A 12981-nucleotide genomic window follows, 5' to 3' on the forward strand; every position below is an offset into this window, starting at 1 on the left:
TCTATGCACTATCACATCGTTTTCCACTTAACATATATTTGGGGACCTTAACTGGCAGTCTGGGCTGTTCCCCTTTCGACGGTGGATCTTATCACTCATCGTCTGACTCCCATTCATACATATCTGGCATTCGGAGTTTATCAAACTTTGGTAACCCGAGATGGGCCCCTAGGCTTAACAGTGCTCTACCTCCAGTATGCTTATAATGAGGCTAGCCCTAAAGCTATTTCGGAGAGAACCAGCTATCTCCAAGTTCGTTTGGAATTTCACCGCTACCCACAGTTCATCCGAGGAATTTTTAACTTCCACCGGTTCGGCCCTCCAGTAAGTTTTACCTCACCTTCAGCCTGACCATGGGTAGGTCACCTGGTTTCGGGTCTACAGCATCGTACTTGTCGCGCTATTCACACTCGCTTTCGCTGCGGCTCCGGTCTTTCCACCTTAACCTTGCACGATACCGTAACTCGCCGGTTCATTCTACAAAAGGCACGCCATCACCCATTAACGGGCTCTGACTTCTTGTAGGCGTCGTGGTTTCAGGAACTATTTCACTCCCCTTCCGGGGTGCTTTTCACCTTTCCCTCACGGTACTGGTTCACTATCGGTCACTAGGGAGTATTTAGCCTTACGGGATGGTCCCCGCAGATTCCGACCGGATTTCTCGTGTCCGGCCGTACTCAGGATCCTGTCTAGAGGTAAGTCATCTTTCGGTTACGGGATTATCACCCTCTTTGATAACGCTTCCCAACGTTTTCACCTAAATGCTTACTTGGTAACTCAACGACAGTCCTACAACCCCAAGATGCAAGCATCCTGGTTTGGGCTCTTCCCGTTTCGCTCGCCGCTACTCAGGGAATCGATTTTTCTTTCTGCTCCTGCTGCTAATGAGATGTTTCAGTTCACAGCGTATTCCTTCTAAAAGCTATGTATTGACTTTTAGATAACATTATAATGTTGGGTTTCCCCATTCGGAAATCTCCGGCTCATAGCGTACTTACCGCTCCCCGAAGCTTATCGTAGTTAGTCACGTCCTTCATCGGCTCCTAGTGCCAAGGCATCCACCACGCGCCCTTATTCACTTAACCACAACTATTTATAGTTGGATCAGTTTTATGAGTTGGTCATTTTTCAGACCTGCGATTAAACCGTTCTTTTTAAAGAACTTGTGTTGTTTCTCGGTTTATTTAAGAATCAATTTCTTGATTTTAAAAGATTTTCTTGATTATTCAGTTTTCAATGTACAAGCTTGGTTACCGAAGCAACCAATGGAGAATATCGGGATCGAACCGATGACCCCCTGCTTGCAAAGCAGGTGCTCTCCCAGCTGAGCTAATCCCCCGTACCCAAATTCGGTAGAGTTCACACACTCAAAACTAAACAAAACTTTGTAACAAATCAAATTGACACTTAAGTCCCTGTAACGTTCCGGTTATCCTTAGAAAGGAGGTGATCCAGCCGCAGGTTCTCCTACGGCTACCTTGTTACGACTTCACCCCAGTCATCAGTCCTGCCTTAGACGGCTCCTCCCCGAAGGTTAGGCCACCGGCTTTGGGCATTACCAACTCCCATGGTGTGACGGGCGGTGTGTACAAGACCCGGGAACGTATTCACCGCGGCATGCTGATCCGCGATTACTAGCGATTCCGACTTCATGTAGTCGAGTTGCAGACTACAATCCGAACTGAGACGTACTTTAAGAGATTCGCTTACCTTCACAGGTTTGCTGCTCGTTGTATACGCCATTGTAGCACGTGTGTAGCCCAGGTCATAAGGGGCATGATGACCTGACGTCGTCCCCGCCTTCCTCCGGTTTGTCACCGGCAGTCTGTCTAGAGTGCCCAACTGAATGCTGGCAACTAAACATAAGGGTTGCGCTCGTTGCGGGACTTAACCCAACATCTCACGACACGAGCTGACGACGGCCATGCACCACCTGTCACTTTGCTTCCGAAGAAGACAGCACTATCTCTAGTACCTTCAAAGGATGTCAAGACCTGGTAAGGTTCTTCGCGTTGCTTCGAATTAAACCACATGCTCCACCGCTTGTGCGGGTCCCCGTCAATTCCTTTGAGTTTCAACCTTGCGGTCGTACTCCCCAGGCGGGATACTTAATGCGTTTGCTTCGTCACTAAAGGGCGGAAACCCTCTAACAACTAGTATCCATCGTTTACGGTGTGGACTACCAGGGTATCTAATCCTGTTTGCTACCCACACTTTCGAGCCTCAACGTCAGTTGCAGTCCAGTAAGCCGCCTTCGCCACTGGTGTTCTTCCATATATCTACGCATTCCACCGCTACACATGGAGTTCCACTTACCTCTACTGCACTCAAGTTGCCCAGTTTCCAAAGCCATTCCACAGTTGAGCTGTGGGCTTTCACTTCAGACTTAAGCAACCGTCTGCGCTCGCTTTACGCCCAATAAATCCGGATAACGCTCGGGACATACGTATTACCGCGGCTGCTGGCACGTATTTAGCCGTCCCTTTCTGGTATGGTACCGTCACTGTCTAAGCATTTCCTCTTAAACCCGTTCTTCCCATACAACAGTGCTTTACGACCCGAAAGCCTTCATCACACACGCGGCGTTGCTCCATCAGGCTTGCGCCCATTGTGGAAGATTCCCTACTGCAGCCTCCCGTAGGAGTTTGGGCCGTGTCTCAGTCCCAATGTGGCCGGTCAGTCTCTCAACTCGGCTATGCATCATCGTCTTGGTGAGCCTTTACCTCACCAACTAACTAATGCACCGCGAATCCATCTTAAAGCGCTGCAAACGCAGCTTTTAACCTTAGTGCATGTGCACTTGGGTTTTATCCGGTATTAGTCACTGTTTCCAATGGTTATCCCAGACTTTGAGGTAGGTTATTCACGTGTTACTCACCCGTTCGCCACTTACTTGGAAAGTGCAAGCACTTTCCGCTGTTCGTACGACTTGCATGTATTAGGCACGCCGCCAGCGTTCATCCTGAGCCAGGATCAAACTCTCATGTTAAAAGTTTGAAGATTGCTCTTCGATTAAACTGACTAGTTGCTATCTCTCGATAACGCCTATCCGTTTATTGTTTGTTACGAATTGACTTCGCAAATTTGTTCGATTTAGCTGTCAAAGCTAAATCGCGTTACAGATTTGTTTGTTCAAAGTTTTGTTCAGTTTTCAATGTGCTAACCCGTTTGGGCAACTCATATATCATAGCAGGCATCATTTCTTTTGTCAACTACTTTTTATTGAGTTTTCTTGCCCTTCGACCTTTGCCGAAGCGCTTGTCCCTCGCAAGGAACAATAATTAGTATACTGACTTTCTTCCTCCTGGTCAATGCTTTTTTTGAAGAAAATTCTTAAGAAAAGGTTTAGTCACTTTCAAAGCCCTCAACCAGTGCGTCTACAACCTTTTTTGTCTTTTCCCAATCATCATTAATCACAACGTTTGCATCATTTTTCAAGATTTTGGGAAGGACGAGATCTCTTTTGAATTCAGTTGAGTGCAATCTTTTTTGGATTGCTGCTGATTGGTCGCCCCTCTTTTCAAGACGTTTTTCTAGTACCGTAACGTCAGAGACCGTGATGTACCAAAGCCAGGCTCTTTGCCCGAGCTCTTGGCGATACGTCGCGGCACCCTTTGTGTCCAATACAATGGAAATCAATCGATTTTGTTGCCAACCAGCAAGCAATCCCTCGTGAGAGGAACCGTATTGATGACCTGAGTACTCGACTTTCTCTAAATAATGGTTCTTTTTGAAGGAAGTTGGGCTTTCAAAATAGTAATCGCGACCGTTTATTTCACCAGTTCGCATTTGGCGAGTGGTATGGGTAATCACTTGTGGAATTCCCCACCGTTTTTTTAAATAGGAAGCAACCGAACTTTTACCGGCCCCAGCCGGTCCCATCAATACAATGACACGCTTTTCCATTACTTTTTAACTCCTTTATTATTGGCCTATTCTACCATTAAAAATCGACAAGCGAAAAGTGACCTGCTACAATAGTAACCAATATTAGAAAAAAGTGAGAAAAAACATGAATCTTGCGAAACGTGCCTTCCAAAAGGAATCAGTGGAAGGTTACTTGGAAAAAGACGGCCAAATGGCCCGTGTCTTATCGACTAAGGACTTGATTGGCTTGGGCGTTGGAACCGTTATTGGATCTGGAATTTTCATTCTACCCGGACATGAAGCTGCAAACAACGCCGGTCCGGCCGTTGCCATCGCCTTCCTACTCGCTGCCGTCTTTTCTGGCATTTGCGGCATGGCCTTTGCAGAGTTCTCTTCTGCCATGCCCGTTGCCGGTTCCGCCTACTCATATGGCTCTGTCATTTACGGTGAAGTCATTGGCTGGGTACTCGGATGGTCGCTTATTTTGGAGTATTTCTTAGCTGTTTCAGCCATTGCAACCGGTTTTTCAGCCTATTTCAACTCACTGTTAAAAGAAGTTGGCCTTTCTTTACCACAGACGCTACAGGCGGGGCCTGAACAGGGAGGCTTCGTCAACTTAATGGCCATCCTCGTCATTCTTGTGGCTACCTTCATTCTTTTTGCCGGATTATCCCAGTCAAAGAAAGTCGAGAACGCCGGCGTTGTTTTGAAGGTTGGTATCATCTTACTCTTCATTGTTGGGGGTCTTTTCTTTATTAAACCTGCTAATTACGCTGACTTTTATCCTAAGCAATTCCAAACTGGTCTTTGGGGCCTAGGCGGAATTACGGCAGCAACCGCATCAATCATCTTCTCCTTCCTTGGCTTTGATACCATTGCTGCCCATGCTGCAGAAGTAAAGAACCCGACAAAAACCATGTCACGTGGTATTCTCGGGACGGTTGTCATTTCGTCAACACTTTACACGTTGTTTGCCATTGTATTGACAGGAATTGTTAATTATAAAAAATTAGGTGTTGATGATCCTGCTGCCTTCGCCTTGCAAACAATTAAGCAGACGCAGTTTTCCGTTGTGATTACAATTGGTGCCTTGATTGGAATGTTCACAGCCATCCTGGCTTTGATTTTCGCCTCATCACGACTAGCCTACTCATTCGGCCGTGATGGTTTGATGCCTCGCACTCTCGGAAAAGTCAATCGACAACATCTTCCTAAAAACGCCATTATCTTGGCCGTTGTGGTCGAATCAGTTCTGGCCGGTTTTATTCCACTTTCCACGTTAACAAACCTAATTAACATTGGTACCTTAACCGCCTTCATGTTTATTTCCTTCGGCGTTCTCTTCCTACGTCGCCGAAAGGATTTGAAGCACAATGGTTTCAAAATGCCTCTTTATCCAGTATTACCTGCTGTTTCAGCGGCTCTATCGCTCTTCTTAATTATTCGCCTGCCATTGGCTACCTTGAAGCTGTACCTCGTCTGGGTCATCATTGGCTTACTTTGGTACTTCCTATACGGCATTAAGCATTCTGCTATCAACCAAGACCAATAAGAATTCAAAAAAAAGAATCCACGAAGTGGATTCTTTTTTTACAATTCAATTGAATTTTGGTTAGCAACCAAGCGCGCATAGGCGTCGGGCTCGATTTCATTGAGTACCGGTTTGATTTCGCCAATAACGGCAGCATAATCGAATTCATCATTGTACAACTTCGAAGCCTTCTGTAAGGCTTGCGCCATTTGGCCATTCTCGTCCACATAGCGACTGGCATATTGCATAAGGGCAACGGACAAGTCTGCCTGCTCTGCAACGACTTTTGCTTCTTCTTTCATTGTATCCAAGTCAGAAGAAACAATGTTAACTTGACGTTGAACGGCGTCCAAATCAACCTGTGAGGCGTTTACCGCTGTATCAAGACGGGCCATTTCGTCCGATAGAGCAAAGAAATGATCCAAGAAAAGCTTGGGAAGGCCTGGTAAATCACGACGTTCGAGCGAACGTTTCAAGTCCTTCAACTGGCCGATGTAGTCATCTGAATAGGTTTTAGCAGATTTCAAAGCCGGTTGGAAAGCCTCAATTTGCTTATACAGTGCCACCTGATCCCGGTCCAGCTCCTGCATCACCGTTAACCACTTTTCTTGACGAGCAACGGCTTCCGAATAAGTCATGGTTTTATCTGACAAAGCTGACGACACTTCCTGTTGGCCAGTTACTAAGTCTTCAATTTCCTTAGCATATCCCTGTTGTTGACCATCTTCATCATTAGCAAATTGAAAGCGTCCTTTGAGGTAAGCCAATTCAATCATCAAGGAATGGTTTTGTTCTGAAATTCGGTCAAAGGCTTCTTGGACGACTTCTTGTTGCTTAAAATACAGTCGGTAGGCATTTAATTCTTTTTCCAAAACATCATACAAATCCTGGATTTCTTGATTAAGACGCAACTGCAAATCAGTTGCTTCCTTTATTTTAAGTGATTCAAGCGCATCAAGCGCTTTTAATCGATCCTGATCAATTCTTTCCAAATCGGCTTGAACAAGCTGATTGTCAAAAATAACCCCACGTTTTTCTAAATCAGCCTTACCTGAAACAATCTCTTGAATCTGTTCAATAAATTTTTGGTTCAATTGTACAAAAATTAACGGAATTGACTGCAAATAGTGCGTCAACTGCCCTGCTTCCATACCGAGTGTTTCAAAGACTTCAGAGGCCTCAACGGCTTCACCCTGCTCAACCAAATCCAAATAACGTTGATAGTTATCTTCGCCATCTTTAACAAAGTCGATAAGGGCCTTGGCTGAAGGACCAAAGTTCTCAGGTTCGTCCTCAATGCGTTTCAAGATAACAGCACGTTCCTCGTGCAATTGATGAATAATCGCGTGATGACGTTCATTTTGCTTATAAAGATTATTCAAGCCATCTTTAATACTTGCCTGTACTTGAGCAGCTTCCTTCGTCAACGCTAAGAGTGTACGCAAGGAATGCTTCGTTGCCCAGACGTTTAACCCAGCAGTTTTTCGCTCCGCCTCTACGCGTACTTGATCCATTTGTGCAAAAAGCGTCTTCTTTAAATAGGAACACTGTCCTTGAATCGCTTCATATTCTTTCAACGCCTGCCCAGACAATGAAATCTTTTTAGCCTCTTTAATTGACTGGTCAACATGCTCATTCAAGAGGGCCTTTTTGGCTAATTCAAAATCAGCCACTTGTCCGGCGGCCTTACGCTGCTCCATAATTGCCCAAGAAACCGCTGCAAAAACGAGCAGTACAAGCATAATTCCAATGATAATCCACATGGTGTTGCCCTCTTCTTATCTCTAATCTTCTACCACAACTTTACACTATTTCATTAATAATGCTTACTTCAATAAAAGCTTTTAGACTTTTCTTAACTTTTTACCTAAGTAAAGTAGGAAGAAAGGCGGTCCATTCTTTCTAAACCTTGCCATCGCAACTTCTAACTGGTATACTTATCAGAGTTGTATTGGTAGCAGTCTGCAAAGAAGCGCGTCAACAACGTCCCAACTCGTTAGTAAGAACTGAGCTACGGTTTCTGAGAAACGAATCAATCGACGTTGCACGCATCTGGTGCAGGCCCTCAAATGTACAGCAAACTACATTTTGGAGGACATATATATGTCACGTTATACTGGACCAAAGTGGCGTGTTTCACGTCGTTTAGGTGTTTCTCTTTCAGGAACTGGTAAGGAATTGGCACGTCGTGCCTACGCCCCTGGTGACCACGGACAAGGTCGTCGCGGTAAGGTTTCTGAATATGGTGTTCAACTTCGCGAAAAGCAAAAGTTGCGCTTTACTTACGGTTTGACTGAACGTCAATTCCACGGTTTGTTCAACAAGGCTGGTAAGATCCGCCAAGGTACTCACGGTACCAACTTCATGATCTTGCTCGAACGTCGTTTGGACTCATTGGTTTACCGTCTCGGTTTGGCAACGACGCGCCAACAAGCACGTCAGTTGGTTAACCACGGCCACATCTTGGTTGACGGCAAGCGCGTTGATATCCCTTCATACGAAGTGGTACCTGGCCAAGTGATCTCTGTTCGTGAAAAGTCAAAGAACATCGTTCCTATCCAAATCGCCATCGAATCAGTGGTTTCACGTCCACAGTTCGTTGAATTCGATAAGGAAAAGTTGGAAGGTAAGCTTGTTCGTTTGCCAGAACGCGAAGAACTTGATGCCGACATCAACGAAGCTTTGATCGTCGAATACTACAACCGTTTGGGATAATTTTTTATCACAATTGGTTGTTTCAAAAAGTCGCTGCAATTGCAGTGGCTTTTTTGTATCTACTATTCTTTTTACGTATAATAGACGGCAGAAGAAACAAAGGAGTATGCACATGGATGTCAACGAACGACTCGAACAAAACCAAACAGGTAACGGCCCTAGCCTTAAGCCTGACGAGAAACGACTCTATCTAGGTACCTATCGTGAGCGAGTGATTTTGGCAATCAAAACCTCCCAAGTTAATTCTGAACAAGCCAAACAGGTGTTAGCCGATAAATTAACACAATACCCAAACGCCACACTGCTAATCGACCAGAATCACGCGGGTGCTGCTTACATTGATTATTTACAACTTGCCATTAAATCAGGTAATCAGTATTCATTACTTTCAAATAACGAAACAAGCAAGCAAACTGAAGATCCCTATGCGATTGTCTTAGCTGACCACGGGGCAGTTAACCTTGAACACATTGAACTCTAAGAAAATCGTTTCTAAAGTGATACTTTTATATAAGTCTGCTTATTTAATAGCAAGAAAGGACAACCATGACCGGACAAAAACCACTAGCTTACCGAATGCGTCCACAAAAAATCGACGACATCGTTGGGCAACAAGACCTGGTCGGTCCAAATAAAATTATCTGGCGTATGGTTGAAGCAAAGCGACTGTCCTCTATGATTCTCTATGGACCACCAGGAACAGGAAAGACATCCATTGCCTCTGCTATCGCCGGTTCAACAAACTTTGCCTTTCGTGCTCTCAATGCGGCAACTGATTCTCAAAAAGATTTACAAGCCGTTGCAGAAGAGGCCAAAATGTCTGGCACTGTTGTTTTACTACTTGATGAAATTCATCGTTTAAACAAGGTGAAGCAGGACTTTCTTCTCCCCCATCTCGAATCGGGCGCGATTATTTTAATTGGGGCAACAACTGAAAACCCATACCTGAACGTCACCCCAGCCATTCGGTCCCGAACCCAAATTTTTCAGGTTCATCCGTTGGCAACAGAGGATATTAAAAAAGCCATTGACCGAGCATTGGCTGATTCAGAAAACGGTCTTGGTCACTATCCTGTCCAAATCACGGATGAAGCCAAGGAACACTTGGCACAAGCAACCAATGGCGATCTTCGATCTGCGCTCAATTCACTCGAACTGGCCGTTCTCTCCACAAAAGAAAACAAAGAAGGTGTGATTCCGATTACGCTCGAAGTAGTGGAAGAAACGTCACAAAAACAAGCCTTAGTGGCGGATAAAGACGGAGACGCCCACTATGATGTTATTTCTGCTTTGCAAAAGTCCATTCGCGGCTCTGATGTTGATGCCGCCCTTCACTATACCGCTCGATTAATTGCAGCAGGCGATTTACCCATCTTAGTTCGACGTCTGACGGTGATTGCTTATGAAGACATCGGTTTGGCCAATCCAAATGCCGCCTTTCGTGCCGTTACAGCAATTCAGACAGCCGAAAAATTAGGCTTACCTGAGGCACGGATTCCGCTAGCCAATGCTGTGATTGAGCTGGCCCTTTCACCAAAGTCGAACGCTGCTTACAAGGCAATGGATGCCGCCCTAGCGCAAGCCAGCCGCTCCAAGGCCCAAAAGATTCCCGCCCATCTTCGGGACGCTCATTATTCCGGTGCGTCCAAGCTCGGCCACGGAAATGAATATGTTTATCCGCACGACTTTGATAATGATTGGGTGGCTCAGCAATACCTACCGGATGCCATTAAGGATGACCGTTACTTCCAGCCAAAGGGTAATTCGACTTTTGAACAACAGTTGAAAGACGTCAACGAAAATCTGAAGAAGAACCAAAGCAAGGGATTGAAGAATGCCAAATGACTGTCAACATTGTCGAAACAAAATTCTAGGCATGTCAAGACTGTTTTTTTAAACATTTTTTTCTTATACTAGATACGAATACTTCGGTATACGCGTTGCTGCAATACCAGCTTTTTCCTTACAACCTTTTTATTAGGGCGAGAATCCCGAACGGAATGTCAAGCCTTCTCATTTGGTAGACATTCCTTAAGGTGCATCACCCACCTCGATAACTTCGAGGAAAATCTGAGCAGCGATTAACGGTACCAAGGAAGTATCGTAGGCATGACCTACGAGTCCACTTGCGGGTGGGCTTTTTTTATTGTTCTTTTTTCTTACTTTGGCTTATACTAGGGGCAAATGAGGAGGACAAAACCATGTCACAGTTTTACCAACAGATTCTCGTACCCATTGATGGATCAAAGGAGTCCGAAGCTGCCTTACACCGTGCTATTACATTAGCAAATGCTGATGGCAAAAAGACAAAAATCATGCTCGCCAACGTGATTGATACACGCGCCATCCATAACATTTCCGCCTTTGACAATTCCATGATTGACACCGTCACTGAAGACGCAAGGCAAATGCTTGAAAAGTATCAGCAACAAGTAAAAGAAGCCGGGATTGAAACGGTTGATTACCGTATCGATTACGGTTCACCAAAGGCACTTCTAGCCCATGATATTCCGGAAGAAATTCATGCCGACCTGGTCATCATCGGTGCCACCGGATTAAATGCCGTGGAACGACTAGTCGTTGGTTCTGTCACTTCTTATGTCACTCGAATCAGCCAAGTGGATGTGCTTGTTGTCCGCGAAAAATAACCAAAAAAAAGAAGACCTAACGGTCTTCTTTTTTTTTACTTTTTTTGCCCATTGAAGGTTCCGACTTTTTCTTCACCTAATGACTCGAATGAATATGAAATCTCCTTGGACTTCTTATAAGCATCGAATCCATACTGCACAAGCAAATCAGCTAGTTTAGCATTGTCGATGTCGGAATAGTCCCAAAGGCGCTTAAACAAAGACATGTTAGTAAAGCCAGGTAACGTATTGGGTTCCCCTAGATACGGTACATTGTCTTCATCAATCAGAAAGTCCATTCGGGCCTCTCCCTGCAAATTCAGTGCACGGTATGCCTTTGCTGACATTTCTTTAATTTCTTGCGTAACGGCTGCTGGTAGCTTTGCTGGAATTTCAAAGGCAACGGAAGAGTTATCAACGAACTTAGAATGGTAATCATACCAGCCCTTGCCATCACCACCCTGATCGGGTACCTGGTGAGCCCCGATTTCAGAAACCAGAATCTCATCGTTTCCAATGACACCAACTTCCAACTCCCGTGGGCCGTTAACGGCCGCTTCCACCAAAACTTTGTGGTCATACTGGAAGGAATCCTTCAAAGCGGCCTCAAATTCAGCTTCATTTTCTGCACGGGAAATACCAACTGAAGAGCCTTGGTTCGCCGCTTTAACAAAGACAACGGACCCCAACTCTTGTTGCACCTTTGCCCAAGTCAATGGTTGCTTATCAAAAGCATAAGTCACCAGGTACTTCGTATTCCGAATGTTATTTTGAGTCAAAATTTCCTTCGTCAGCACCTTATCAAATGAAACAGCATGACCACGGAGAGCAGCGCCAACAAAGGGCTTGTCCAACAAACGGAACAGTCCTTGTAAGGTCCCGTCTTCTCCTAGATTACCGTGAACAACGGGGAAGAAAATATCAATCGCTGGCAGTGTTTCTAAGGCCTTGATGGGTGACAAAATCCCCTGTTCCTTCAATTCTGCCATGTAGGAATCAACCAATGGCTGTTCCTCTTCTTGCATCATGATTTTCATGGAACGGTCGGGATCCAGAAAATAACCATTTTGGGCAATTGCGACAACCGAAAGAGCGTACTTTCCAGTTTTTTCTAATGCCTTATAGTAATTATACGCAGAACGCTTTGAAACATCGTGTTCCGAAGAATTTCCACCAAAGAGTAAAACGACGTGTTGTTTTGCCATAACCTTTTTCCTTTTCTACAATCAAGTTGATGAGTAACGTTTATGAAAGATAGTTTTTCGTATTTTGGGCATATTCCCAAATAATTTCAGGAGAAGCAGTTGGCCCATAAGCCAAAATTTGTTGAAAAAAATCCACCCGGTTATATAACATTTGCCAGCTCGCCCGACTTTGAGCAAAGGGTTCGTTAACCAAGTCCTGTCGCCAAAGCTTTAACGTTAACAAAAAATAATCGGCATACAACTGGTGTTGCTTGCTTAGTTGCAGCACGGTGCCGACTAAGCGACCCATTTCGCCCATTGTTAACGGCGTATTAATGGTTCGCATGTTGGTCATTAAGCAGGCCAAAAGGTAGAGTTTATCCGCCCTTTTCAAGTCTTTTCGTTCAAAAAGTAAGCCGAGGACATTAGCCAGATGGGTATAACTGTGAACCCAACCGTGTTCTTCAACAAAACCACGTGTATCTTTTTCAGCAAGGAGATAAATCCCAATTTGAAAGAGAATGTGCTCTAAAAGCTTATTTGAGATGAAGGGGTCTGCTCGAACAGCGTCCTCATTCAACAAAATAGCTAAAACAGCGAGGCAATACGAACGGTAATAAGCCGCATCGTTTTCTTCTTCCAACAGATGATCAAACAGCCGGTTATCGGCCATTAGTTCCTCAGTGAGCCAAACCATCTGAGCCTTGCTTAGATGGCCGTTTTGAATGGCGTTACCTAAAAAGAAGAAAGTGCCTGTATCACGAACCGATTCATCCGGTGAAGAAAGTAAGGCAACAAAGCGACGTAAATCAGCATCCTCAAGATAAGCAACCTGCCCTTCTTCAAGCTGATTCCACTGTTTTTGGTAGGTGGTCATTTGCGCCAAAGATTCATCAGCACCCAGTACGGGTGTAACCGGCGTCGCCTTTTCATAAACCAGTTCTTCTCGAATCGCCCGCAGTAAGTCAGGCAAAGACTCGAATAAATCGCCGGCATGGAGTTGCCGAAGTAAAATGCTTTGTTTTTCTGCAATCGTTGTTAATTGATTCATACAGCA

9 protein-coding genes, 1 tRNA gene and 2 rRNA genes (1 of these 12 only partly in view) are annotated in these 12981 nt (G+C 44.9%); 5 read left to right on the plus strand and 7 right to left on the minus strand.

Annotated features, from left to right (window positions below; genetic code table 11):
• The 4 genes from ACSYSL_RS03945 to ACSYSL_RS03960 form a co-directional block, all read right to left on the minus strand.
• A 23S ribosomal RNA gene (locus ACSYSL_RS03945) occupies nucleotides 1-1085 on the minus strand; it reaches 1823 nt to the left of the window's first position.
• Nucleotides 1086-1266: 181 nt separating this feature from the next.
• Nucleotides 1267-1339 (minus strand) — tRNA-Ala (locus ACSYSL_RS03950).
• 100 nt (nucleotides 1340-1439) lie between these two features.
• Nucleotides 1440-2989, minus strand: a 16S ribosomal RNA gene (locus tag ACSYSL_RS03955).
• The 16S and 23S rRNA genes sit together here with 1 tRNA gene alongside, the layout of an rRNA operon.
• A 356-nt stretch (nucleotides 2990-3345) precedes the next feature.
• Nucleotides 3346-3906, minus strand: coding sequence for a guanylate kinase (locus tag ACSYSL_RS03960; protein WP_187753949.1), 561 nt, complete (start codon nucleotides 3904-3906; stop codon nucleotides 3346-3348).
• Between the two features lie 106 nt (nucleotides 3907-4012).
• Between ACSYSL_RS03960 and ACSYSL_RS03965 the strand changes: the two genes are divergently transcribed.
• Nucleotides 4013-5419 (plus strand): APC family permease, encoded by a 1407-nt coding sequence (locus ACSYSL_RS03965; protein ID WP_491708412.1) that lies wholly within the window; start codon nucleotides 4013-4015, stop codon nucleotides 5417-5419.
• 38 nt (nucleotides 5420-5457) lie between these two features.
• On the opposite strand, the gene ACSYSL_RS03970 is transcribed toward ACSYSL_RS03965, so the two are convergent.
• Nucleotides 5458-7161, minus strand: coding sequence for a septation ring formation regulator EzrA (locus tag ACSYSL_RS03970; RefSeq protein WP_491708413.1), 1704 nt, complete (start codon nucleotides 7159-7161; stop codon nucleotides 5458-5460).
• A 340-nt stretch (nucleotides 7162-7501) separates the two neighbouring features.
• Here ACSYSL_RS03970 and rpsD point away from each other — a divergent pair, with 340 nt between their 5' ends.
• The 4 genes from rpsD to ACSYSL_RS03990 all read left to right on the plus strand — a co-directional run bounded on the left by rpsD (nucleotide 7502) and on the right by ACSYSL_RS03990 (nucleotide 10761).
• A complete protein-coding gene (gene rpsD / locus ACSYSL_RS03975) occupies nucleotides 7502-8113 on the plus strand; it encodes a 30S ribosomal protein S4 (RefSeq protein ID WP_056995000.1) in 612 nt (203 codons plus the stop codon).
• 112 nt (nucleotides 8114-8225) lie between these two features.
• A complete protein-coding gene (locus ACSYSL_RS03980) occupies nucleotides 8226-8594 on the plus strand; it encodes a DUF1694 domain-containing protein (RefSeq protein ID WP_010690431.1) in 369 nt (122 codons plus the stop codon).
• Between the two features lie 65 nt (nucleotides 8595-8659).
• Nucleotides 8660-9958 (plus strand): replication-associated recombination protein A, encoded by a 1299-nt coding sequence (locus tag ACSYSL_RS03985; protein WP_491708414.1) that lies wholly within the window; start codon nucleotides 8660-8662, stop codon nucleotides 9956-9958.
• Nucleotides 9959-10314: 356 nt separating this feature from the next.
• Nucleotides 10315-10761, plus strand: coding sequence for a universal stress protein (locus ACSYSL_RS03990; protein WP_491708415.1), 447 nt, complete (start codon nucleotides 10315-10317; stop codon nucleotides 10759-10761).
• 35 nt (nucleotides 10762-10796) lie between these two features.
• Here ACSYSL_RS03990 and ACSYSL_RS03995 read toward each other — a convergent pair whose 3' ends face one another.
• The gene (locus tag ACSYSL_RS03995) at nucleotides 10797-11945 is read right to left on the minus strand and encodes a D-alanine--D-alanine ligase family protein (protein ID WP_010690434.1); all 1149 of its coding nucleotides are present in this window, start codon (nucleotides 11943-11945) and stop codon (nucleotides 10797-10799) included.
• Between the two features lie 40 nt (nucleotides 11946-11985).
• On the minus strand, nucleotides 11986-12975 hold the full coding sequence (locus ACSYSL_RS04000; RefSeq protein ID WP_491708416.1) for a DUF2785 domain-containing protein: 990 nt from the start codon (nucleotides 12973-12975) through the stop codon (nucleotides 11986-11988).
• Nucleotides 12976-12981: the final 6 nt, after the last annotated feature.

It is taken from the genome of Fructobacillus sp. ESL1129 (assembly GCF_058507945.1).

Coding starts and splice junctions, on each gene's coding strand:
- ACSYSL_RS03960 (WP_187753949.1), bottom strand. CDS start 3,906: ATGGAAAAGCGTGTCATTGTATTGATGGGACCGGCTGGGGCCGGTAAA.
- ACSYSL_RS03965 (WP_491708412.1), top strand. CDS start 4,013: ATGAATCTTGCGAAACGTGCCTTCCAAAAGGAATCAGTGGAAGGTTAC.
- ACSYSL_RS03970 (WP_491708413.1), bottom strand. CDS start 7,161: ATGTGGATTATCATTGGAATTATGCTTGTACTGCTCGTTTTTGCAGCG.
- rpsD (WP_056995000.1), top strand. CDS start 7,502: ATGTCACGTTATACTGGACCAAAGTGGCGTGTTTCACGTCGTTTAGGT.
- ACSYSL_RS03980 (WP_010690431.1), top strand. CDS start 8,226: ATGGATGTCAACGAACGACTCGAACAAAACCAAACAGGTAACGGCCCT.
- ACSYSL_RS03985 (WP_491708414.1), top strand. CDS start 8,660: ATGACCGGACAAAAACCACTAGCTTACCGAATGCGTCCACAAAAAATC.
- ACSYSL_RS03990 (WP_491708415.1), top strand. CDS start 10,315: ATGTCACAGTTTTACCAACAGATTCTCGTACCCATTGATGGATCAAAG.
- ACSYSL_RS03995 (WP_010690434.1), bottom strand. CDS start 11,945: ATGGCAAAACAACACGTCGTTTTACTCTTTGGTGGAAATTCTTCGGAA.
- ACSYSL_RS04000 (WP_491708416.1), bottom strand. CDS start 12,975: ATGAATCAATTAACAACGATTGCAGAAAAACAAAGCATTTTACTTCGG.